This window comes from Alkalibacillus flavidus (assembly GCF_040545925.1).
GTDB lineage: Bacteria > Bacillota > Bacilli > Bacillales > Alkalibacillaceae > Alkalibacillus > Alkalibacillus flavidus.
Genome location: NZ_JBEPMX010000001.1, coordinates 53352 through 77443 on the forward strand (window position 1 = coordinate 53352; position 24092 = coordinate 77443).

The 24092-nt window shown below is 41.4% G+C and carries 24 protein-coding genes; 15 read left to right on the plus strand and 9 right to left on the minus strand.

All coding sequences use genetic code 11. The features are described from left to right. Window positions 1-160 precede the first annotated feature (160 nt). Together ABID56_RS00290 and ABID56_RS00295 are read right to left on the minus strand one after the other, a co-directional pair. Window positions 161-1495, minus strand: coding sequence for an FAD-dependent oxidoreductase (locus tag ABID56_RS00290; RefSeq protein WP_354218319.1), 1335 nt, complete (start codon window positions 1493-1495; stop codon window positions 161-163). Window positions 1496-1564: 69 nt separating this feature from the next. Then, the gene (locus tag ABID56_RS00295; RefSeq protein WP_354218320.1) at window positions 1565-2389 is read right to left on the minus strand and encodes a mechanosensitive ion channel family protein; all 825 of its coding nucleotides are present in this window, start codon (window positions 2387-2389) and stop codon (window positions 1565-1567) included. A gap of 229 nt (window positions 2390-2618) precedes the next feature. Here ABID56_RS00295 and ABID56_RS00300 point away from each other — a divergent pair, with 229 nt between their 5' ends. The 3 genes from ABID56_RS00300 to ABID56_RS00310 all read left to right on the plus strand — a co-directional run bounded on the left by ABID56_RS00300 (window position 2619) and on the right by ABID56_RS00310 (window position 7082). Beyond that, on the plus strand, window positions 2619-4370 hold the full coding sequence (locus tag ABID56_RS00300; RefSeq protein ID WP_354218321.1) for an ABC transporter ATP-binding protein: 1752 nt from the start codon (window positions 2619-2621) through the stop codon (window positions 4368-4370). Between the two features lie 14 nt (window positions 4371-4384). Beyond that, window positions 4385-6208 (plus strand): ABC transporter ATP-binding protein, encoded by a 1824-nt coding sequence (locus tag ABID56_RS00305; protein ID WP_354218322.1) that lies wholly within the window; start codon window positions 4385-4387, stop codon window positions 6206-6208. Window positions 6209-6413: 205 nt separating this feature from the next. Further along, entirely contained in the window at window positions 6414-7082 is a 669-nt protein-coding gene (locus ABID56_RS00310) for a potassium channel family protein (protein WP_354218323.1), read from the plus strand. Window positions 7083-7151: 69 nt separating this feature from the next. Here the strand turns inward: ABID56_RS00310 and rnjA are convergent, their stop codons facing one another. The 3 genes from rnjA to def all read right to left on the minus strand — a co-directional run bounded on the left by rnjA (window position 7152) and on the right by def (window position 10061). Beyond that, window positions 7152-8819, minus strand: a complete 1668-nt coding sequence (gene rnjA, locus ABID56_RS00315; protein ID WP_354218325.1) for a ribonuclease J1 — start codon at window positions 8817-8819, stop codon at window positions 7152-7154. Window positions 8820-8822: 3 nt separating this feature from the next. After that, window positions 8823-9032: a DNA-dependent RNA polymerase subunit epsilon gene (locus tag ABID56_RS00320; RefSeq protein ID WP_354218326.1), complete on the minus strand. Its 210-nt coding sequence runs from the start codon at window positions 9030-9032 to the stop codon at window positions 8823-8825. 468 nt (window positions 9033-9500) lie between these two features. Further along, window positions 9501-10061, minus strand: coding sequence for a peptide deformylase (def, locus tag ABID56_RS00325; protein ID WP_354218328.1), 561 nt, complete (start codon window positions 10059-10061; stop codon window positions 9501-9503). A 179-nt stretch (window positions 10062-10240) separates the two neighbouring features. Between def and ABID56_RS00330 the strand changes: the two genes are divergently transcribed. From ABID56_RS00330 to lpdA, 5 genes are all read left to right on the plus strand, one after another. Further along, window positions 10241-10975, plus strand: a complete 735-nt coding sequence (locus ABID56_RS00330; RefSeq protein ID WP_354218330.1) for a YkyA family protein — start codon at window positions 10241-10243, stop codon at window positions 10973-10975. 475 nt (window positions 10976-11450) lie between these two features. Further along, entirely contained in the window at window positions 11451-12494 is a 1044-nt protein-coding gene (gene pdhA, locus ABID56_RS00335; protein WP_354218977.1) for a pyruvate dehydrogenase (acetyl-transferring) E1 component subunit alpha, read from the plus strand. 3 nt (window positions 12495-12497) lie between these two features. Further along, window positions 12498-13475 carry an alpha-ketoacid dehydrogenase subunit beta gene (locus ABID56_RS00340; protein WP_354218332.1) on the plus strand — a complete coding sequence of 326 codons (978 nt, stop codon included), beginning with the start codon at window positions 12498-12500 and terminating at the stop codon, window positions 13473-13475. Between the two features lie 27 nt (window positions 13476-13502). Then, window positions 13503-14810 carry a dihydrolipoamide acetyltransferase family protein gene (locus ABID56_RS00345; protein WP_354218334.1) on the plus strand — a complete coding sequence of 436 codons (1308 nt, stop codon included), beginning with the start codon at window positions 13503-13505 and terminating at the stop codon, window positions 14808-14810. Window positions 14811-14814: 4 nt separating this feature from the next. Next, a complete protein-coding gene (gene lpdA / locus ABID56_RS00350) occupies window positions 14815-16224 on the plus strand; it encodes a dihydrolipoyl dehydrogenase (protein WP_354218336.1) in 1410 nt (469 codons plus the stop codon). A 163-nt stretch (window positions 16225-16387) separates the two neighbouring features. On the opposite strand, the gene ABID56_RS00355 is transcribed toward lpdA, so the two are convergent. Then, a complete protein-coding gene (locus tag ABID56_RS00355; protein ID WP_354218337.1) occupies window positions 16388-17920 on the minus strand; it encodes a glycine betaine uptake BCCT transporter in 1533 nt (510 codons plus the stop codon). A gap of 153 nt (window positions 17921-18073) precedes the next feature. On the opposite strand from ABID56_RS00355, the gene ABID56_RS00360 reads away from it, so the two are divergent. The 4 genes from ABID56_RS00360 (at window position 18074) to ABID56_RS00375 (ending at window position 20690) form a co-directional block, all read left to right on the plus strand. Continuing rightward, window positions 18074-18994 carry a polysaccharide deacetylase family protein gene (locus ABID56_RS00360; protein WP_354218338.1) on the plus strand — a complete coding sequence of 307 codons (921 nt, stop codon included), beginning with the start codon at window positions 18074-18076 and terminating at the stop codon, window positions 18992-18994. A 240-nt stretch (window positions 18995-19234) separates the two neighbouring features. After that, window positions 19235-19339, plus strand: coding sequence for a GapA-binding peptide SR1P (locus tag ABID56_RS00365; protein WP_354218340.1), 105 nt, complete (start codon window positions 19235-19237; stop codon window positions 19337-19339). Window positions 19340-19445: 106 nt separating this feature from the next. After that, window positions 19446-20405 carry an NAD(P)H-dependent flavin oxidoreductase gene (locus tag ABID56_RS00370; protein ID WP_354218342.1) on the plus strand — a complete coding sequence of 320 codons (960 nt, stop codon included), beginning with the start codon at window positions 19446-19448 and terminating at the stop codon, window positions 20403-20405. Window positions 20406-20417: 12 nt separating this feature from the next. Continuing rightward, window positions 20418-20690: a UPF0223 family protein gene (locus ABID56_RS00375; protein ID WP_354218343.1), complete on the plus strand. Its 273-nt coding sequence runs from the start codon at window positions 20418-20420 to the stop codon at window positions 20688-20690. 39 nt (window positions 20691-20729) lie between these two features. Here the strand turns inward: ABID56_RS00375 and ABID56_RS00380 are convergent, their stop codons facing one another. Then, on the minus strand, window positions 20730-21371 hold the full coding sequence (locus ABID56_RS00380) for a YktB family protein (RefSeq protein ID WP_354218344.1): 642 nt from the start codon (window positions 21369-21371) through the stop codon (window positions 20730-20732). A 162-nt stretch (window positions 21372-21533) separates the two neighbouring features. On the opposite strand from ABID56_RS00380, the gene ABID56_RS00385 reads away from it, so the two are divergent. Further along, window positions 21534-22334: an inositol monophosphatase family protein gene (locus tag ABID56_RS00385; protein WP_354218345.1), complete on the plus strand. Its 801-nt coding sequence runs from the start codon at window positions 21534-21536 to the stop codon at window positions 22332-22334. Window positions 22335-22367: 33 nt separating this feature from the next. Here the strand turns inward: ABID56_RS00385 and ABID56_RS00390 are convergent, their stop codons facing one another. Continuing rightward, complete coding sequence (locus tag ABID56_RS00390) at window positions 22368-22547, minus strand: DUF5325 family protein (protein WP_354218346.1); 180 nt, start codon at window positions 22545-22547, stop codon at window positions 22368-22370. 129 nt (window positions 22548-22676) lie between these two features. Between ABID56_RS00390 and ABID56_RS00395 the strand changes: the two genes are divergently transcribed. Beyond that, on the plus strand, window positions 22677-23003 hold the full coding sequence (locus tag ABID56_RS00395) for a YlaH-like family protein (protein WP_354218348.1): 327 nt from the start codon (window positions 22677-22679) through the stop codon (window positions 23001-23003). A gap of 477 nt (window positions 23004-23480) precedes the next feature. Here the strand turns inward: ABID56_RS00395 and ABID56_RS00400 are convergent, their stop codons facing one another. Continuing rightward, complete coding sequence (locus ABID56_RS00400) at window positions 23481-23681, minus strand: YlaI family protein (protein WP_354218350.1); 201 nt, start codon at window positions 23679-23681, stop codon at window positions 23481-23483. A 132-nt stretch (window positions 23682-23813) separates the two neighbouring features. Between ABID56_RS00400 and ABID56_RS00405 the strand changes: the two genes are divergently transcribed. Next, window positions 23814-24068: a YbyB family protein gene (locus tag ABID56_RS00405; protein ID WP_354218352.1), complete on the plus strand. Its 255-nt coding sequence runs from the start codon at window positions 23814-23816 to the stop codon at window positions 24066-24068. Window positions 24069-24092 lie beyond the last annotated feature (24 nt).

Consider the following 24092-nt stretch of genomic DNA (forward strand, 5'->3'; position numbering starts at 1 on the left):
TTTCATCTCATACGTATGTCCTAATTCATTGTAGCAAATGACAGAGACTTTATCACTATTGTTCTATGAATCGTCGAAAAATTCAAGCCTGTTACGAAAAATGTCACACGATTTAATAAAAAAATCTACCGACAACTGTATGCCGGTAGATTGACTATGATTATAATGTTTTCTTCGCTGCTTGTTGTACGGGGTCCCAAACGCCGTTGTACGGAGGGGCGTAGGCTAAATCGAGGTCGAGTAGTTCAACGGTTGTCATGTTGTGATAAAGGGCGGTTGCTAATACGTCAATGCGTTTGTCTGCACCCGTTGTTCCGACCGCCTGGCCTCCGAGTAATCGGCGTGAGTCTTTTTCATACACAAGTTTTAAATGAAGCGGTTGTTTGTCATAGTAACCCGCAACAGCATTCGTTTTGATTTGGCTTACAGCATAATCAAATCCGAGTGATTCGGCTTCTTTTTCAGACAAACCAGTCCGAGCGACATCCAGGTCAAAGAATTTCAAGATGGACGTCCCGACGATGCCTTGAAATGCTTTCGGTTGATCAGTCATATTCAAACCGGCGATCATCCCTTGTTTATTCGCGGTTGTGCCGAGTGGAACGAAATCGTTTTGTTGTTTCACGCGATTGAAATCGACTGCGCAATCGCCTGCTGCATAAACATGAGCCACATTTGTTTGCATATAGTCGTCAATGATGATGGCGCCTTGGTCGTTTAAGTTAAACACGTCTGTATTTAAAAATGTGGTGTTAGGCTTGACACCGATATTGACGATAGCTTGATCTGTAGAGTATTCACCTTGGTCTGTGATCACTTTTTCAACGCGATCATTACCTTCAAATCGTTGGACGAATTCGTTAAAAATGAGCTCAATCCCATGTTTTTTAGCTTCGTCGTGTAACAGTTCAGCCATGTCGTAGTCGAGTGGATTCATTAGTTGACTACCGGCTTGGATGAGACGGACGTGTTTACCGATTTCACGCATATTTTCAGCGATTTCTAAACCGATAAAGCCACCACCGACAATCGTGACGGTTTCTGGTTGATGCGCTTGTAAATCGGTCATAATTTGATCCGTATCAGGGATGGTTTTCATGGAATGAATCCCATCTAAGTCGATTCCATCCCAGTTCGGTAAAACAGGGCTTACCCCTGTTGCAATCAACAATTTATCGTATTCGATTTCAAACGGTTCATTCGTGTCTAAATGAATACCTGAGACGGTTTTTGCATTTGGATCTACGGCTGTGACTTCGTGGCGTGTACGGGCATCGATGCCGTGTTTTTGCCGGAATTCTTCAACAGGTTTTGCGATGACATCGTCTGTTGAGGAAACATCACCACTAATCACATAAGGCAAACCACACTGACCATATGAGTAGTAGTCACCTTTTTCAATCGTGACAATGTGGTCATCTTGTGTCCCTTCACGTTTGATTTGCATCGCGGCACTCATGCCTGCAGCGTCGCCTCCAATAATGACATAACGCATCTGAATCACCTCGTTTATTAGAATAGCTAAAACAAGCTCATGCGTGTTACATGAGCTTGTCCTATGACATTAATTGTCTTCTTTTTGAATAATCGTATGATGTGGGAATGGAATCTCGATGCCTGCTTCGTCAAGTGCTTCTTTCATCGCTTTACGAAGATCGCGTTCGACAGCCCATTGTGACATCTTTTCAGTTTGGGCAATGACACGTAAGACGACATCTGATGATCCTAAGCTTTGGACACCGACAACATCGGGGCCTTCTTTGACGCGTTCATCATCTTTAAATTGGTCGCATACGTTTTGTAAAATTGTCATCGCTTCATCAATATTTTCGCCATAACCAATACCCATATCGACAAGGGCACGCATGTTACCTCTTGTATGGTTGTTTACGGCTTGAATATAACGATTTGGGATGAAATGGAGTGTCCCGTCAAACCCGCGTAGTTGCGTCGTACGCAATCCTAATTCCTCAACAATACCGTCATGACCACCTGCTGTTACATAGTCATCAACGTCGATTTGTTTTTCAATTAAAATGAAAAAGCCTGTCACGATGTCACTGACTAACCCTTGAGCACCGAAACCAACAGCAAGACCGACGATACCAGCACCTGCCAAGATCGGCGCAAGTGGAATGCCAATAATACCTAAGAATGTCACGATAAAGAAGAACAATAAAACGTATGTAAACACGTTTAATAAAAGATTTTCTAACGTTTTCTTACGTCCTTCACTTAATTTTTGTCGTTTGGCTACATGTTCCATTGCTTTTGAGATCGCTTTTCGACCGATTGGTGCGACAATCATGTAAACAATAACAAGTAATAATAGCTTCACGCCAATACTGACAAGGGCGCTGATCATACTTTCTAAATCTAAAAACTCCATAACCTTAACCCCTTCCTTATGTTGTCTTTTCATTATATACCACAATTCATTCAACGTTAATCATCAAGTTTCGACGGTATGATGCGATTCGTTATAGTCAAATTAATAGTAAGAATGTGAATAATAATTTTTTTCTAAAAATTTAAAGAAAGGGGTAGCATTTTATTTCGTAACCCGATATATTTATGAGAGCAAGAATTTTCATCAAAAGAAAGTGGGGGAAGAAGGCTTGGATATTTTTAAGAAACTCAAGCAATATTACTGGCCTTACAAGCGGTTTTTAATCATTTCACTGATCTCAATGCTTTTTGTGACGATGATTACAGCCGCTTATCCAATCGTGATTCAACAAACGATTGATAACGTGATTGGTGAGCAGAATTATAATTTATTACCAATTATTATTATTGCATTCATAGTTCTTATGGGAATTAAAGCGCTATCGGTATTTACGCAACAATATTTTGGTGATTTATTCGGTATATCAACCGTTTATGAAGTCCGAAATGACTTATATCGTAAGCTGCAACGGCTATCATTTAAGTATTATGACAATGCAAAGACAGGGGACTTGATGTCGCGGTTAACCGCGGATGTTGAAGGGTTCCGCTTTTTCTTATCATTCGGTTTTGCCGAATTATTACGCATTGTGTCACTCGTTGTCGTAAGTGGTTCGGTTATGTTGTTTTATTCCGTGCCATTAACACTCGTAACATTAGCAGCTATGCCATTTTTAGCTGTTTCCGTCTATATGTTCGATAAACGGGTGCACCCGGCGTTTTTAGGCATTCGTCGTTCGTTTGGGCGTATGAACACGCGCGTACAAGAAAATATTTCAGGTATGAACACGGTCAAATCGTTGTCGCGCGAACAGTTCGAAATTGGGCGTTACGAAGAAAAAGGGGAAAATTACCGCGATCACTACTTAAAAACAGCGAGTATTTGGTCGAAATACATGCCGTTTATGGAATTCGTCGGTAATGTATGTGTTGTGGCGTTACTTGCGTTTGGTGGTTATTTAGTGATCCAAGGCGACGTGCAAGTCGGTGAATTGACGGCGTTTTTCTCACTTGTATGGATGTTTTTAGGCCCGCTTATGAACTTCGGTTTCGTCGTCAACCAGTTTTCACAAGCGAAAGCATCAGGCGAGCGTCTACTGGAAGTCCTTGAATCAGACTTGGAACTAGACGATGATGTAGAGCCGACAGGTGAAACGGTCAAAGGTCATGTGACGTTTGATAACGTGACACTGACGTACGTTGAAGATGATGATGAAGCATTGAAAGATGTCAGTTTTGATGCACCACCTGGAAAAGTCGTCGGTTTAATCGGTGCGACAGGTGCAGGAAAATCGAGTATTACACAGTTGATGACGCGATTTTATGAACCTGAGCAAGGCACGGTTTATATTGATCAGAAACCGACGACGGACTATTCGTTGAAAGATTTACGCAAACAGATCGGATTTGTTTTGCAGGAGCCGTTTTTATTTTCAACAACGATAAAAGAAAATATCGCTTACGGTAATCCGGAAGCGTCGATGGATGAGATTATAGATGCAGCGAAACGAGCACAAGCCCATGATTTCATTCAAGATATGCCGGATGGCTATGACACGTTGTTAGGTGAACGTGGCATGGGCTTATCAGGCGGGCAAAAACAACGCATCTCGATTGCGCGTGCGCTTTTGATTGACCCGAGCATTCTCGTGCTAGACGACGCGACATCAGCGGTCGATATGCAAACAGAAGCGAAGATTCAACAGGCGTTACGCGAAGTAATGTCAGATCGAACGACGTTTATTATCGCGCACCGTATTTCGTCGCTACAACATGCAGATGAAATTCTCGTCTTAGAGGAAGGTGCTGTCGTTGAGCGAGGCCAACATGAAGAACTACTCGATAATGGCGGTCCGTACCAACGTATATACGACATTCAATATCAAGATAAAGAAGCCATTTTAGGCAAGCAACACGCATGAGGGGGGGAGCTAACATGGCGACAGAAACGAAACAGCAAAGCCCGCACTTAAAACGATTTCACTATACGCAAGACGTCGCAGTGGATAAACCGTTTAACTGGCAACAAATGGTGCGACTATTGCAATATTTGAAACCATACTCGAAGAAGATTTTACCGATTGCGATTATCGCCATGCTCGTATCAACAATCGTCCGACTCGTTGTTCCGATATTAGTCGGGCGCGTTGCGATTGATATGGCCATTGATAATGGGAATACAAATTTACTCATTCAACTCGTCGTCGGTATCGCGATTCTTTACTTATTTAGCTATATTGGTAATATGGTTCGAATAAAATATGTCAACTTACTCGGTCAAAATGTCATTTACGATTTAAGACGACATTTATTTTCACACGTTCAACATTTATCGAACCGATTTTTCGATAAAAAATCAGCCGGCAGTATTATCGTCCGGATTATGAACGACATTAATTCACTACAAGAATTGTTTACAAATGGGATCATAAATTTACTGATGGACATTATTATGCTTGTCAGTATCATTGTCATTTTATTTGTGTTAAGTCCGCAATTAGCAGCAGCTGTTGTCATTATTATTCCGATTATGTTTTATATTTCAACGAAGCTTCGTAAAAATATCCGTCGCTCGTGGCAACAAGTTCGGATTCAGCAATCACGACTCAATTCGCACTTAAACGAGAGTATTCAAGGGATTCGCATAACACAATCGTTTGCTCAAGAACGCGAAAATACAGAGTTTTTCGAAGGGGTAAACTCAGATAACTTCGATCGTTGGCAAACGGCAACCCGTAAAAGTGCGATGTTCCGTCCATTCGTCGAAATGAGTAACGCGTTCGGAACAGCGATTTTACTTGGATTTGGTGCGTTTCTCATTATTCAAGGCTCGTTAACAGTCGGGACATTCTTCACATTCGCGTTATTTATCGGCATGTTCTGGGAGCCGATTTCACGTCTTGGTCAAATGTATAACCAATTGCTCATGGCGATGTCGGCGTCAGAACGAATTTTTGAGTTTTTAGATGAAGAGCCGAATGTGAAAGAGAAAGAGGACGCGTTACCGTTAAATGACGTGAGTGGCCATATCGAATTCGACAATGTGCAATTCGCTTATGATGATGAACGGATCGCGTTAGATGATATTTCATTAGAGATGAAGCCAGGTCAATCCGTCGCGTTAGTCGGCCATACAGGGTCTGGTAAAACGACGATCGCGAACTTAATCAGTCGCTTTTACGATCCAACAAAGGGTGCAGTGAAAATTGACGGTACGGATTTACGCGATGTTAAACTCGATGATTTGCGTCAACAAATTAGCGTTGTGTTGCAAGATACGTTTATTTTTTCAGGAACGATTATGGAAAACATTCGCTTCGGTCGTCCGGATGCATCAGATGAGGAAGTCATTGATGCCGCGAAAGTTGTAGGGGCAGATGAATTTATCCAGCGTTTGGCAGACGGCTATGAAACAGAAGTCGAAGAGCGAGGCAATATTTTATCAGCTGGTGAACGACAGTTGTTATCGTTTGCCCGTGCGTTACTCGCTGACCCACGAATTATTATTTTAGATGAAGCAACCGCAAGTATTGATACTGAAACCGAAGTGAAAATCCAAGATGCGTTGAAGCGACTATTAGAAGGGCGTACGTCCATTATTATTGCGCACCGCTTATCGACCATCCGTGATTCTGATAACATTATTGTGTTAGAAAATGGTCATATCTTGGAGCAAGGTAATCATGATGAGTTAATGGCACATGGTGGCGAATATTATGGCCTCGTCAGATCACAATTCCAAGCATTAGAACAAATGTAATGGGGGAACCGAACGGCTTTACTACGAGCCGTTCGGTTTTCGCCGTATAAAGAGCAGAAATCGCCGTATGAATCCAAGATTTCGCCGTTAAATTCAAAAATTTCGCCGTATCGGAGAAATTTAAAGATTAAAATTGAAAACACATAACACATCGTACACCTGATATGATAGACTATCCTCAGAGAAATGTAGAGGAGGAAGGCAGATGAGCAAACATCTGTACGCTGTAATCGGTCTTGGCCGATTTGGCGCCAGCATATGTAAAGAGTTAGCGCGTGAAGGCATGGAAGTTCTCGCGATTGATAGTGATGAAGAAAAAGTGAATGAATATAAAGATATCGCATCACATGCCGTGATTGCCGATTCAACAGATGAGTTTGCGTTGAAAGATTTAGGTATTCGTAATATTGATCACGTCATTGTTGCGATCGGTGATAATATTCACGCCAGTATCTTAACGACGTTGATCTTAAAAGAATTAGGTATTGATATGATCACCGTTAAAGCGCAAAATGATTATCATGAAAAAGTGTTAAACAAAATCGGCGCCGATGAAGTCGTGCACCCTGAACGTGATATGGGTAAACGAATTGCGCATAGCATTATTTCGAGTAATATTCTCGATTATCTTGAGTTGTCAGATGAACACAGTGTTGTTGAAGTAAAAGCTGGGGAGAAAATGGACGGTAAGACGTTGATCGACCTTGATATCCGTGCTCGCTTCGGTTGTAACGTTGTCGCGATAAAACGTGATGACGACATTAACGTATCTCCGATGGCTGATGATGTCATCTACGCAGGTGATGTTATTATTGTAATTGGCGCAGACCAAGATATTCATCGCTTTGAAAAATCCCTCGTTATTGAAGATTAATCTCATATTAAAAGCCCCCATGGCCAAATCGGCTATGGGGGCTTACTACGTTGGATAGGAATGATTCGTTTAAACTTCCATAATGATTGGTAAAATCATTGGACGACGTTTTGTTTTTTCATATAAGAATGGCTGAATCGTGTCAGTAATTTCATTTTTGATTTCAGACCATTGTGTCGTGCGGCGTTCCATCACTTTCTCAAGGTGGTTCGCGACTAAGCCTTGTGCGTCTTTAATTAGATCTTCTGATTCACGCATATAGACGAAACCACGAGAAATAATGTCAGGGCCGGATGTAATACGGAATTCTTTCATATCAATGCTTACAACGACCACAACAAGTCCTTCTTCAGAAAGAATGCGACGGTCGCGCAATACGATATTACCGATATCACCAATACCGCTACCGTCGACATAAATAGAGCCTGACGGAATTTTGCCAGCAACACCGACTTTATTTTTGCCAATCGCCAGAACATCACCATTATCCATGATGAAACTGTTCTTGCGCGGAACTCCTGTACTTTCAGCTAAGTTAATATGCTCAGCTAACATACGATATTCCCCGTGAATTGGCATGAAATATTTAGGCTGTAATAAACGTAACATTAGTTTTTGTTCTTCTTGCCCGCCGTGACCAGATGTGTGAATGTCATTTAATGAACCGTGAATGACATTAGCACCAGCACGGTATAGCTTGTTGATGTTACGGTTAATACTGATCGTGTTGCCTGGAATTGGTGATGATGAAAAGACAACCGTATCGTCTGGTTGAATTTGAATATGACGGTGAGTGCCGTTAGCAATACGTGATAACGCTGCTAATGACTCACCTTGTGACCCTGTACATAGAATCACGAGCTCATCACTTGGAACTTTTTGAATTTGATTCGGTTCAATGAATGTGTCTTTCGGTGCTTGAATGTAGCCAAGTTTTTGGCCAATCTTAATCGCATTCTCCATACTGCGGCCGAAGACGACGATTTTCCGTTTGTTCTTCACCGCTGATTGGACGACTTGTTGCAGTCGATAAATGTTCGATGCGAAAGTCGCAAAAATTATGCGCCCACTCACGCTATCAAAAATCTCTTGAATGCTTTCACCGACGACACTTTCAGAAAGAGTAAAGCCAGGGACTTCACTGTTCGTGCTGTCTGATAAAAGGGCTAAAACCCCTTCGGAACCGATCTCAGCCATTTTTGATAAATTCGCTGGCTCACCAACTGGGGTGAAGTCGAATTTAAAGTCACCTGTATGCACGATGTTTCCAGGTGGTGTTTTCACAACGATACCGAATGAATCCGGAATGCTGTGTGTTGTACGGAAGAATGTGACGGACGTTTTACGGAACTTAATCACATCATCTTCCTGAATTTCGTTTAAGTCAGCGCTGCGGAGTAAACCGTGCTCTTCTAACTTGTTACGGAGTAATCCGATCGCTAGCTTCCCACCGTAAATTGGGATGTTCATTTCGCGTAATAAATATGGAATCCCACCAATGTGGTCTTCGTGTCCGTGTGTAATAAACAATCCTTTAATCTTGTCTTGGTTTTGGATTAAATACGTATAATCCGGAATGACATAATCAATGCCTAACAGCTCGTCTTCCGGGAATTTAATACCAGCATCGACTAAAATAATTTCGTCTTGGAACTGGATGCCGTACGTATTTTTACCGATTTCACCAAGACCACCTAACGCAAATATCGCAACTTGGTCGTTTTTAACAAATTTCATGCGTTAGAGATTCTCCACTTTAAAATCGTCGGATTGTTGTTCGTAGGCTAAATGCGCCTCGCTTAGTTCTTGGACATGTTCAATATTATACGGACGGTCGGCTAGCTTTTCACGGACTTCGCGCTTAGAGTTTGCTTCAACGTACATGGTTTTTGTTTCTTCACGTACGGGAGCTTCTTGAATGTTTTCTTGATAGAGTACTTTGAATACCATTTGTCTCTCTCCTTACTTTGTATTGTTTTCGCGCTCATTCCTATCCGTATAGCTATATAAAATGCACTTAAGCATTATTAAATAAGTTGAAATGGATGTCATGCGTTGATAAAGGTGGATGTTAAGCACTCGCACCTTGTTTAGAACCAATGACTTTTTTTAAACGTTTTTTAATTCTTTCTCGTAACCGTTTTAACATTATATCATACATCTCCTTTCCGTATGATATATGATCAATGCTAGGGTGGTTAGTTCATCGGCAAGCTTGAGGGAGTGATAAGAAATGGCAAAGTATTCCCTAAAGCTTCATATGACATCGCTAAGTTCGCATGTTTGTACAATGAAATTATTCAATAGTATGTTCCACTTCCTACCTTTATTATATACTGTTAGCCACCATAAATAAAATGATAAATATAAAAAATGTGCTGACAAAGTTCGTCAGCACATGTCGAATAAAGGATGTACTTAAGTTAACTCATCTACTGAAACCGCGTCTTCTGGCGGTGTGAGCGGATCCTCATCATTAATATGATCGTAAAACATAACCCCGTTTAAATGATCAATTTCGTGTTGAAAGACGATAGCAGCAAATCCTTTTAATCGTAATTTGATGTCTTCACCTTCTAATGTCGTCGCTTTTACCGTGATTCGAGCGTATCGTGGCACAATACCAGGGACCTCACGATCGACGCTGAGGCACCCTTCACCATTTGGCAAATAGGTCCGTTCAACGGAATGGCTGTGGATTTTTGGGTTAAACAAGCCATAACTGTAATGACGATCGTTTTCATCTGTAAAATGAACAGCCATCATTCGTTTAGATAAGCCGAGTTGAGGTGCAGCTAAACCGACACCTGGGCGTAAATTGTGCTTTTCAGCCATCTCTTCGTCTTGGCTATTTTTTAAAAACTGTACCATTTCTTCTAATGTATGATGGTCTTCGTCACTAGGGGGCAACGTCATTGGTTCTGTTTTTTGGCGGAGCGAATCGTGCCCTTCGCGAACGATATCATCCATCGTAATCATATTTATCATCCTTTCGTTATAACTGCGAATACCGTCAACTATTTTATCATAAAATTTTTTCGAAGCATCAACAAAAGTGTTATGTTTTTAGTTGTAGAAATATGATATACTTTACATGTTATATTTGGAATCACAATATATTGATGGTAATTGATTTTAAGAAAGAGGGAATGAATATCATGAAAAAACTTGGATTATGGGCAGTCCTTCTTGGTTTTGTTACTGTCTTAGCAGCATGTAATGGAAATCAAGCAGCAGAAGACATTTACAATCATTTAGAAGCATCTGTTAATGAAGAAGAAGCATTTCATAATGCCCAACAAGAGCTAGTCGAAGTCGAACAACAAGAACAAGAGCTTTATCAACAAATGATTGAAGTAAACATGAACGAACTGGACGAAATAGAAAGCACGGTTGAAGAAGCTCAAGGTATGTTAGACCAACGTCGTGAATTACTTGATGAAGAACAAACGAGTATTGACGCGGCAAAAGAAGAGTTCGACCAAGTTGAGCAATATATTAGCGACTTAGACGAAGACGCGCAGTCGGTTGCGAATGATATGGTCACGACGATGAACGAACGTTACGAAGCATTCCAATCGGTTTATGATGCATATAGCAAGTCACTGGATTTAGATGCCGAGTTATATGAGATGTTATTAAGTGACGATTTAGAAGAAGATGAACTAAATGACCAAGTTGATGAGATTAATGCTAGTTATGAAAACATTACAGCCGCACAAGAGACTTTCAACGACAAAACGGAATCATTCAATGAACTGAAGCGAGAGTTTTATGAAACGGTTGATTTAAATGTTGAGTTCCAAGATGATTCGAATAATGAAGAGTCAGACAGTGATGACTCCAGTGAAAATGAATCAGATGAAGATAGCGAAAACTCAAGCGATTCATAATAAGTTGTTGTATGACAGAGCACACGTTTAATAAAGCGTGTGTTTTTTATATTGAGTGAAAACTGACACAATAATTGATTATGACTGTAGTAAACAGACTTGATAAAGCGCTTGCGTATTGTATAACTGTTGTAATACAGACGAGGTGATTTGCTATAACAGTTTAGTTGACTGCGATTGATTAATTAAAGGCTCATAATCTTGGTTTGACCGCACAATCAAAAGTATTTGACGAAAAAGCTCGTTTTAGGCTAAACTACTAATTAGATGATTATTGTACTAATTCATGTTATCAATTGGTTGTAACAGTTTTTTTATGATTAACGCTAATCGATTATGGGTACATATAATAAGGATAGGTACTCAACCAAAATTAGTACGTTTTCGATTGGAAAAATATTTTTATGAATGAAAGGAAGAGGTGACGAGAGTGAGTTTTAAAAGTCCACTTGAAGGTATCGAAGATCAATTCGAGATGATTCAGATTTTAGATGAAGATGGTCAAATTGTTGATGAAAACAATGCGCCGGAATTATCAGACGATGACCTCGTTGAATTAATGCGTCGTATGGTTTATACGCGAGTACTTGACCAACGTTCAATCGCGTTAAATCGTCAAGGCCGTCTAGGTTTCTACGCACCAACAGCAGGTCAGGAAGCGTCTCAGTTAGGTAGTCATTTTGCGATGGAGAAGGAAGATTTCTTACTCCCAGCTTATCGTGACGTACCACAGTTAATTTTCCACGGTTTACCGTTATATCAAGCGTTTTTATTCTCCCGTGGTCATTATCACGGTAACCAAATGCCAGAAGATGTGAACGCGTTAAGTCCACAAATCATCATTGGTGCCCAAATTACACAAGCAGCTGGTGTTGCTTTAGGGATGAAACGCAAAGGTAAACAAAACATTGCGTTAACATACACAGGTGATGGTGGTGCGTCTCAAGGTGACTTCTATGAAGGAGTTAACTTTGCCGGAGCATATCAAGCACCCGCAATTTTCGTTGTGCAAAACAACCAATTTGCGATTTCAGTACCAGTTGATAAGCAATCAGCAGCGAATACGATTGCGCAAAAAGCAGCTGCAACTGGTGTGCCAGGATACTTAGTTGATGGCATGGACGTCCTAGCTGTTTACCAAGTCGTGAAAGAGGCTCGTGAACGTGCTGTGAATGGTGATGGACCAACATTAATTGAAACGATGACGTATCGTTACGGTCCGCACACGATGGCTGGTGACGACCCAACTCGTTATCGTACAGAAGATATGGATGACGAATGGGAGAAACGTGATCCACTCGTTCGTTTCCGTAAATATTTAGAAGCGAAAGATTTATGGTCTGAAGAAAAAGAAAATGAAGTGATCGAAACAGCAAAAGAAGAAATTAAAGCTGCGATTAAACAAGCTGACCAACAAGATAAACAGTCAGTAACAGACTTAATGTCAATTATGTACGACCGACTTCCACAAAACTTAGAAGAGCAGATGGAAGAATATAAAGAAAAGGAGTCGAAGTAAGCCATGGCACAAATGACGATGATTCAAGCGATTACGAACGCTTTACAAACAGAGCTTAAAAATGATGAAAACGTCCTTGTGTTCGGTGAAGACGTCGGCCAAAACGGTGGTGTTTTCCGTGCGACAGAAGGGCTGCAAGAAGAATTTGGGGAAGATCGTGTATTTGACACGCCATTAGCTGAATCAGGCATTATCGGGTTATCAGTTGGTATGTCAACGCAAGGTTTACGTCCAGTTCCGGAAATTCAGTTCTTCGGCTTCGTTTTCGAAGCAATGGACGCGGTGAGTGGACAAGCTGCCCGTATGCGTTATCGTTCTGGCGGTCGCTGGCATGCGCCGATCACAATCCGTTCGCCGTTCGGTGGTGGTGTACACACACCTGAATTACACGCTGACAGTTTAGAAGGGTTAATGGCACAACAGCCTGGTTTGCGTGTTGTGATTCCATCAAATCCATATGATGCAAAAGGACTTTTAATTCAGTCGATTCGCGAAAATGACCCGGTTATTTTCTTAGAACATATGAAACTTTACCGTTCATTCCGTGAAGAAGTACCAGAAGAAGAATACACTGTTGATCTAGGGAAAGCGAATGTGAAGCGCGAAGGTAGTGACATTACATTCGTAGCTTACGGTGCGATGGTGCACGCAGCGCTTAAAGCAGCGGAAGAATTAAAAGAAGACGGCATTGAAGCTGAAGTAATTGACTTACGTACGGTCAGTCCAGTCGATTACGATACGATTATTGAGTCAGTGGAAAAGACTAACCGTGCTGTTGTCATCCAAGAGGCGCAACGTCAAGCAGGTATTGCGGCGAGTATCGTATCAGAGATTCAAGAGCGTTCCATTTTACATTTAGAAGCGCCCGTACTACGTGTCACAGCGCCGGATACAGTTTATCCGTTCAGTGAAGCAGAAGAAGTTTGGTTACCGAACCATAACGATATCGTTGAAAAAGCGAAACAATCGATTAACTTTTAATAATGACGAAGACAGGAGGGAATCATTGTGGCCTATGAATTTAAATTACCGGACATCGGTGAAGGGATCCACGAAGGTGAAATAGCGAAGTGGTTCATTAAAGCAGGTGACGAGATCCAAGAAGATGACGTGCTTTGTGAAGTACAAAACGATAAAGCAGTCGTTGAAATTCCATCACCTGTCGAAGGAACCGTGCAAGACGTTCATGTTGATGAAGGCGAAGTCGCGACAGTTGGACAAGTCATCGTCACGATTGACGCTGAAGGTTATGAAGATAGCGGTTCTGATGATGAAGGTGAATCAGAAGAATCTAGCGATAAAGAAGAATCAAAAGACGACGCAAAAGAAGACAAGGCTGAAACGAAAGAAACGGCGGATCAGTCAGACGATACGGGCGCTGATGATGGTAAACGTGTCATCGCGATGCCGTCAGTTCGCAAATATGCACGTGACAATGATGTAAATATTCAACAAATTCAAGGTTCAGGCAAAAACGGTCGTATTTTAAAAGACGATATCGACGCGTTCTTAAGTGGTGATCAGCCAGCTGCTGAATCAAGCGACAGTGAAGCAGGAGCGAGTGAAGCGGCTGAATCAACTGAAAGTAAGCAAGAGCCTGTACTTGAAGGACAATATCCAGAAACACGCGAGAAAATTAGCGGTATCCGTAAAGCGATCGCCAAAGCGATGGTTAATTCGAAACATACCGCTCCGCACGTGACATTAATGGATGATGTCGACGTAACAGAGCTTGTTAACCACCGTAAGAAATTTAAAGAAGTGGCAGCTGAGCAAGATATTAAGTTGACGTACTTACCATATGTTGTGAAAGCACTTGTTTCAACACTTAAGAAATACCCTGTGCTAAACACGTCATTCGACGATGATACAGATGAATTGATTCAGAAGCATTATTACAACATCGGTATCGCAGCTGATACTGACAAAGGTTTACTTGTGCCAGTTGTAAAAGATGCTGATCGTAAGTCGATCTTCGGTATCTCTGATGAAATCAACGAGTTGGCAACGAAAGCTCGTGATGGTAAACTAGCTTCAGAAGAGATGAAAGGGGCATCGACATCGATTACGAACATTGGTTCTGCAGGTGGTAAGTGGTTTACACCAGTTATTAACCATCCAGAAGTGGCGATCCTAGGAATTGGTCGTATTAGTGAAGAACCGGTCGTTCGTGATGGTGAAGTGGTGGCTGCACCAGTCTTAGCTGTATCATTAAGCTTTGACCACCGTATTATTGACGGTGCAACAGCACAACATGCGATGAACCATGTGAAACGATTATTAGAAGATCCACAATTAATTATGATGGAGGCGTAGATTTATGGTAGTAGGAGATTTCCCAGTAGAAGTCGATACGTTAGTCGTAGGGGCAGGCCCAGGCGGTTACGTTGCAGCGATTCGTGCTGCACAAATGGGTCAAAGTGTCACAATCGTTGATAAAGGTAATCTAGGTGGCGTTTGCTTGAACGTAGGGTGTGTACCATCTAAAGCACTTATCGCAGCAGGTCACCGTTATGAACAAGCAAATGAATCAGATGAGATGGGTATTATAGCTGAAAATGTTTCTGTCGATTTTTCTAAAGTCCAAGAGTGGAAAGGGTCAGTTGTGAACAAACTAACTGGCGGTGTTGAAGGACTGCTTAAAGCGAACAAAGCAGACATCGTTAAAGGTGAAGTTTACTTTGTAGACCAAAACACAGCGAAAGTGATGGATGAAAAACAATCTCAAACGTACAAGTTCAAGAATGCGATTGTCGCTACAGGCTCTCGTCCAATTGAACTAAAACCGTTCCCATATTCTGACCGTGTCCTTGACTCAACAGGCGCACTAGAATTAGATGAAATTCCTGAGAAAATGGTTGTCATCGGTGGCGGTTATATCGGTACAGAGCTTGGCGGCGCGTACGCAAGCTTCGGTACAGAAGTGACAATCCTTGAAGGTACGGAAGATATTTTAGGTGGCTTTGAGAAAGGCATGACACAACTTGTGAAAAAGCGTCTTAAGAAGAAAGGCGTTGACGTCGTAACGAAAGCGATGGCACAAGGTGTAGAAGAAACAGACAACGGTGTTAAAGTCACGTATGAAGAAAAAGGCGAAGAGAAGACAATTGAAGCGGATTATTTACTCGTGACAGTTGGCCGCCGTGCGAATACAGATGAAATCGGCCTTGATGAAATTGGTGTTGAAATGGATGACAAAGGGGTTATCCAAACTGATAAACAATGCCGTACGAACATTGATAATATTTATGCGATTGGTGACATCATTGATGGCCCACCACTTGCACACAAAGCGTCTTACGAAGGTAAGATAGCAGCAGAAGCGATCAGTGGTGAGAAATCGGAAATCGATTATCTCGGTATTCCAGCTGTTGTCTTCAGTGATCCAGAACTAGCAAGCGTTGGTCACACTGAAGATAGTGCGAAAGAAGCTGGCTTTGATATCGACGCTTCGAAATTCCCATTCGGCGCTAACGGCCGTGCTCTATCACTTAACGACTCAGAAGGTTTCGTGAAGCTTATTACACGCAAATCTGACGGTCTTGTGATTGGTGGACAAGTAGCTGGCCCGAATGCGAGCGACTTGATTGCAGAAATCGGTCTAGCAGTTGAAGCTGGTATGACAGCTGAAGATTTAGCACTCACGATCCATGCTCACCCTACATTAGGTGAAACCGTCATGGAAGCAGCAGAACTAGCGATGGGTATGCCAATCCATATCGCGAAATAAATGAGACATTTGATAAACCCCCGCATCATGCAACGCATGATGCGGGGGTTTTTTGCGTTTTACTCGAGTTATTTAAAAAGTGCATGCACTTTTTAAATAACTCCTTGGATTTATGAGATAAATGGGTGACGTTTTGAAATAAGTTGGCCAACTTATTTCAAAACTACTCTTTCCGTCGCTTGAGGTTGTATTGTTTTGCTTCTTCTCGAAACGCTTTTACAATCGAGAAGATAATCATAATTAAGATAAACACAAACGGAAAGGCGGCAATGATTGAAGCCGTTTGTAAAGCGCCTAACCCCCCTTGCCATAACAGGACAGCTGCCGTTGCCGATTGGACGACACCCCATGACAATTTCACCTTCAAATCAGGATTTAAACTGCCACCTGTCGTTTGCATCCCTAACACAAATGTTGCTGAGTCCGCTGACGTAATAAAAAACGTACTAATAAGCAAAATCGCAAGCAAAGTCGTGATAAGTTGCAATGGATAGTTGTCGAGCACAGTAAATAAAGCGCCTTCAGCTCCGACGTCATTTATAATTGGTTGAATTGACATGCCCTCATGAAACTCAAGCGAAATCGCAGCACCACCAAATGCCGAAAACCATAATGCCCCAAAAATCGTTGGCACTAATAACACGCCGATCACAAATTCTCGAACGGTCCGCCCTTTTGAGACCCGTGCGATAAACATACCGACAAACGGTGCCCACGCGATCCACCAAGCCCAGTAGAAAATCGTCCAATCCTCTAACCACGTCGTGTTTTCTGGACTAAACGGTGTCGTCCTGAAACTCATAAACGGTAAGTTTTGAACGTAACTACCAAGCGTCGTCGTAAAATAATTCATGATAAAATTCGTCGGTCCGGCAAATAGCATAAAAAAGAATAATAAAAACATTAAGACGATGTTGGTTGTGCTTAAATATTTAATCCCGCGGTCGAGGCCTGTTAACGCTGATAACATAAATAAAATGGTCACGACACCAATGATAATCAGTTGAGTGGTCACGGTGTTGGAGATGTTGTCATTAACGAACCCGAGTCCGCTACTAATCTGTTGCGCTCCTAAGCCGAGCGATGTCGCAACACCAAACACTGTCGCAAACACAGCAATCGTATTAACAGCTGTGCCAGAAGGACCATCCATTCGGTCACCCAACAATGGTTTTAATGTACTACTGATTAATCCAGGGGCGTCTTTACGAAATTGAAAATACGCTAATGCTAGCGCTAAGATGGCATAAATCGCCCAAGGGTGTAGTCCCCAGTGAAAAAAACTGTAACGCATCGCTACACGACCAGCTTCTCCGTCACTGGCAACATCATAAGGCGGCGCATTAAAGTGTGAGATTGGCTCTGCAGCACCCCAAAATATCAGCCCAATCCCCATACCAGCGCTAAAAAGCATGCCAAACCACGTTAAATAATTGTACTCAGGTTCATCGTCATCTTTACCTAATACAATATTGCCATATTTCGAGACGATTAAGTATAACGCAAATATTAAAAAAGCTGTTGCGGATAATAGATAAAACCAGCCGAACTTGGAAACGAGAAACCCTTGAACGGTATTCGTGACCGTATTCAAATTCCAATTTGGCCACATGTTTTCAGGCACAACACCCCAAGCGATAAATAGTAAAGCTAAAACGAGTGATATATAAAAGACCCGCGTGACAGATTTGTTCATTGTTAACATCCTTTCTTAAGCAATCACGTAATGTTAGTTTTGGCGACTGTAACAGAATCATGCATGTTTCCAATTATTTTAAAAGAAGCTATTCAAATCGATCAACCGTGATGTATAATTAACTTATAGACAATCAAGAGGGGGATGTTGTAAATGAAGCAGTGGTTCATAATTTTAATGGTGGGGATAATGGCTATATTAGCTGCATGTGGCGATAATAGTGCCGACCAGGTACAGTCTGAAGAACAGTCTGAAGAAGAACAAGTAGCTGAAGAAAACGAAAAAGATAATGACGAAACAGAAAGTGATAAGAGTAATTCGGATGATGAGTCAGAAACGGAAGAGCAGTCAAATGAGAGTGAACAAGAAAGCGAATCAACGAACGAAGAGAGCACAAAAGAAGACAATGCTGAAGTAGACAAGGATGAAGAGAAAGAAACGCTTTATGAAATGAATAATGTGTGGGCGTTTGACCCGATCGATGATGCGCCATCAGACGTTGTGTTATTAACGATTGATGATGGGCCAGATGGACATATGTTAGATATGGCCAAGACGCTAAACGATTTAGGTGCGAAGGCGATATTTTTTGTGAACGGCATTTTTATGAATGATGATGAAAGTCGGGCGATTGTTAAACAAATCCATGACATGGGTTTTGCAATCGGGAATCACACGTATGGACATGAAAATTTGAGTAACTTAAGCGCAGCAGAACAACGTGACCAAATCGTGTCACTCAATGAGTTGATTGAAGATGTGACAGGGGAGAAACCTAACTTTTTCCGCGCACCACATGGGATTAATACGGATGTGGCAAGACAAGTGGTGCAAGAAGAAGGGATGCTGTTAATGAATTGGTCATACGGTTATGATTTTAAGCAAGATTATATGGAAAAAGATGCGATTGCAGACATCATGGTTAATACAGAGTTGTTATCAGACGGGGCGAATTTATTAATGCACGACCGCGAATGGACGAACGCTGCATTAGAAGATATCGTCACGGGATTACGAGACAAAGGCTATGACATGCTCGATCCTGATACGATTTCATTACCGACAGATGAATGATGATAAACTTGGCGCTAAGCCAAGTTTATTTTTTTGGCCACGACTTGTAGTTATGAGATAAATGCCAGCATTTATCTCATAACTCAGCTCATTTTTGAGATAAGTTAATGCGTTTTTGAAATAAATAAGGTGAATTATTTCAAAAATAATTTATATAACCTATTGCAAAAATTAGTATGACATAATATACTGTTATTAACCTAAAATTATATCATTTTCATTAGAAAAGGAGCGATTGTGATGGGTACAATTGTATGCAAAACGTGCCAACGTGTTATCGACCATTTTGAGGTCGAGAAAGTCACAGTGTTATACAGCAACCACTGTTCATGCCACAAACAGTAATTTGAAAACGCTATCATTATCGCAACAAGGATGCACACGGTTTTAATCCGTGTGCATTTTTCATTTGTAATAAACATGCTATACTATTTTAAAAAGGAGTGATTGGGTGGGCATTCAAACGCGTGTAACATCATTATTAAATATTGAGTGGCCGATTATTCAAGGTGGTCTTGCACATTTAGCTTATTCTGATCTTGCTGCAACTGTTTCCAATGCGGGTGGCCTAGGTCAAATAACAGCGATGAGTTTGCCGAGTGAAGAAGCGTTACGTGACGAAATACATAAAGTGAAACAATTAACGGACAAACCTTTTGGTGTTAATTTTGCGATCGGGCAAGGTCATCGAGAATTTCAACACATGGTGCAAGTCGCCATCGATGAAGATGTGCCTGTCATATCTGTTACAGGTGGGAACCCGAAACCCGTTCTTGAGCAAGTGGAAGGGACGACCATCAAAACCCTTGTTCTTGTTGCTGCGAAACGACAAGCTGAAAAAGCAGCCGAACTTGGCGCTGATGCCGTCATGGTTGTCGGACATGAAGGTGGTGGTCACATTGGGCGAGACGATGTGAGCACGTTCGTTTTGATTCCTGAAGTCGTTGATGCCGTCGACATTCCTGTTATTGCATCAGGTGGCATTAGTGATGGACGTGGATTAATGGCCGCCTTAGCATTAGGTGCAGAAGGTGTTGAGATGGGAACTCGTTTTATCGCGACTCAAGAATGCGTTCACGCACACGAGCGGTACAAACAAGATTTAGTAAAAGCCGATGCATCATCGACTGTCGTCATTAAATCATCGCTCGGACAACCTGCGCGAGCGTTGAAAAATGAATGGACAGATGAGATATTAAATTTAGAAGCAGATGGTGCTGGTTATGAAGGGCTTAAAGATTATATAAGTGGCCATGCGAACAAACGTTATATATACGATGGGCAAACGGATGAAGGCTTTGGCTGGGCCGGTCAAGTAGCTATGCGAATTCGTGACATCCCAACAGTTCACGATTTGTTTAAATCAATAGAACAAGACGTCAATACAATCAAACAAACATGGCAAACATAAGAGGTGAATCATATGAACTACCATTATCCAATAGACCCTGAGTGGTCGACAGAAGAAGTGATGCAAGTCATTCAATTTTTTAATACGATCGAATCAGCGTATGAAGATTCCGTTAAAGCATCACAAGTCCTACACGATTACAAACAATTTAAAACGATCGTCCCGGCTAAAAGCGATGAAAAATCAATGTTTAAAGACTTTGAGAAGCAGACAGATTATGTTCCATATCAAGTCGTGAAAAAAGCTCAATCACTATCAGAAGATGACACGTTGTCAATGACGTAAAAACACCCCAAAGGCTTTATGAGCCTTTGGGGTGTTCCATTATTCCACATGAACTTGTTTCGTTAAATCGTAAAGTGGCATAAGTTTTTTGACTGTGTCTTCAAATAAAGCCATCATCTGGTCTTCATCTTGAAGGCGTTCGTCATCGCGATCGAACGTTTGGCCACATAAAATTTCAGCTTTTTTCACCGTTTCTAAACGATCAACAAGTTCGTCAAATTGACCATTTTTCATATCTTCGTGACTAATCGTGTCTGGTTTCATATGATCTTTTGACCAAACGAAATGATCAGGGATTTGGCTTAACACATCTTGTTTGTTCGCTTTTAATTGTTTCGCAAAGTCGGTTTTGATCGGACTTTCATAAATAACCGCAAACCAAATGAAGACGTGTGATTCCCACATGCCTACTTGGAAGTGAGGCAGTTTTTTATAGCCACGATTATTACTCGCAAGCGCCGCCCACGTATCGTTAGGTGGGTTCGTTTTACGGCGTGCGTGTTTCGCTACGTGGACATACATTTGATCGCCTGCAAGTGACGAAACAGTCGGTTCTAATCGTTCAGCAATGTCTTGTAATTTAGGTGAAATTCGGCTCTTCAATTCGGTCATACGTTCATCGAGACCGTCGATTGTAAATACGTCAAAATCAGCTTGGGTAAAGCCGTTAAATGTCGTCATATAATCGCTCCTTTTTCATCTTAGCGTCAGTGTTTGCCATTATTCGATTGTTATTTTAACATATTTTAGCCATGCTTTCGTCTGAAACCTTTTATCTTATATGACAATCGGATTTTTGTTATAATAAACGTATTGAACTGAGATGACAAAGGAGTTCTGTCAATGAATGAAGATACGACGCAACACATGTTACAACAAGCGAAGCAGTGGGTGTATGAAGCAGGCGATTTAATCAAAGAGATGATGGAACGCCCATATGAGATTAATACAAAAAAAGACCGTAAAGACCTCGTGACAGAAGTTGATAAGGCAACAGAACAATTTTTGTTAGATCGTATTCGAAACGTGTACCCTCACCATCAAGTGATGGGAGAAGAAGGGGTTGGTGAAAAAGTTGAATCGTTAGACGGGACGGTTTGGATAATCGATCCGATCGATGGGACGATGAATTTTGTTCATCAAGGCCGTTTCTTTGCGATTTCAGTTGGTATTTACGTCGATGGTGTTGGCGAAATTGGATTGATTTATGATGTGATGAATGATGATTTGTATGAAGCTCGGCGTGGTGGAGGCGCTTATAAAAATGGCAAAGCGTTAAACCGATTAGACCAAACGAAAGCCATTGATGATGCGCTTGTCGGATTGAATAACGTATGGGCGACACCGAATCGTCGATTAAAAGAAGAAGCTATTCATGATTTGGTCCGTCATGTGAAAGGGACGAGATCGTACGGATCTGCAGCGTTAGAATTTGCCTTTATTGCAGAAGGTATTATCGATGCGTATGTCACGATGCGTTTAGCACCTTGGGATGTCGCGGCTGGTATGATCTTAGTCGATGAAGTCGGAGGTAAAACGAGTCGCGTCGACGGTGAACCGCTCGATTTGTTGCGGGAAAATACGGTCCTATGTGCTAATCAAGCGATTCATGACGACGTGTTGCGTTATATCGTACCGAAATAAATAAAACGAGCGCTCATAGACATGGGCGCTCGTTTATTCATCTTCGCGCATATATGCACGTTTTAATTTAAATCCATAACCCATTAAGGCTAATCCTGAGAAGAAAAATAAAGCCATTAATCCATAATTTCGTTCACTAATGACAATCGCAGTTGCAATATAGCAAGAGACGATGACAATGGCGAGTAATAACATTTTCGTTTCGTATTTCATGATTTTCACCTCATTCATGTTAAGTGTACATGATGTGACAAAATTTGAAAACATACAATTCATAACTAGCATTAACTTTTTTCATTTAGTATGATGGTGAAGGATAGAAGGAAGAAGAGAGGGATCAATGTGGATTCAGAATCAATACATGCAGCTGACCAACATTTCGAGTTTGCCCCGATTGAGCGTTATTTTTTAGTTGATATTGGTGGGGATGCTGGCTTTTGGTTGTTATTTTTAGCGATTGCGGTATTTGCGATCGTGACGTATAAATTAGGTTTTGCTAAACAATTACCGTTAGGGAAATCGCTAATCGTCTACGCGCTTTTAGTTGTAGGGTGCTTCCTACTGATTATATTTGCGATATTCTCGCTACCTATTGTTGAAGTCCTTATCATCGTATCAGCCGTTTTAGGTATATACCGTTTCCGCCTCCACCGCGAACGGCAAAGTTAGATGTTATGGTAAATTGGAATGAACTAAGGGGCTGGGACAGAAGGGCATTAAATTTTGTAAAAGGCGAATGTTTGAACATCATAGCAGTTAAGCACTAATGAAGCGGAATCAAAACACGTAGACGCCTGCGGGAACAGCACGCGTCTCGAGACCACGCAAGCCCCGCTTTTGGGCTGAGGGATGCACCTGCGTCTTCTCGTAACGCTTCGAAGCAGGCTTCCTCGGTGCAAGTTGCACGAAAGCTTTCGCGATGATGTTGCCTGGCTCGAGCCGTGCCCCGGTAAAGGAAACACGGCGATTGCGCCAGCAGAGCCGATGTTGAGCTTATGTCACGGAGAACCAAGCGAAGTGTTTTGATGGAGCGTTATTCAAACCAGAAAACCCGAACGATTTAATTAAAAAATAAATCGTCCGGGTTTTACATTACTGAATTAGGTTTTCTTCCAAGCTCTTTATTGTTCTTCAATCAATACTAACTTAAATATAATCATCAAATTCATCCGTCTTATAAAAAGTGAAGTCGTTTGATTGTTTGCGCTTGTTTGTTTTGTCTGTAATACGTTCGTTGCATTCATCGCATAAGTAAGACATTTTGCGTTTTTTGCGCATTTGTTTAGCTAATAATGAATGTGAATCTATTCGGTCGACTTGATCACAAATGACACACTGTGCTCGCATTCCCTTCACCTCGAATTCTTGTCCGTCTATGAAGGTATTATAGCACGTGTGGAAATCCATTGTCATTTTTATGTTTGAAAACAATCTGACCGGGAATACCATTATTAAGAAAACATAATGGAGGGTCTTACTATGGCTAGAAAACTCATTTTATCGTCAGCAATTGCTGCAGGTGCAGCGGTTACGTCTTACTTATTAATTGATGAAAACAGACGTCAGCAAGTCAAAAATAAATTTAATGAATTCAAACAGTATATGTCTAATGAATCCGATTTTCCAATTGAAGAAGCGGGCAAACCAGAATTAGACGATATTGAAAATGCAGATATGGTAGCTGAAGGCTCTCAGTTCGGCGTACAATATTACAATGAAGTGAAGTCAGAATAAACGAGACTCCCAAAAAGTTTTGGC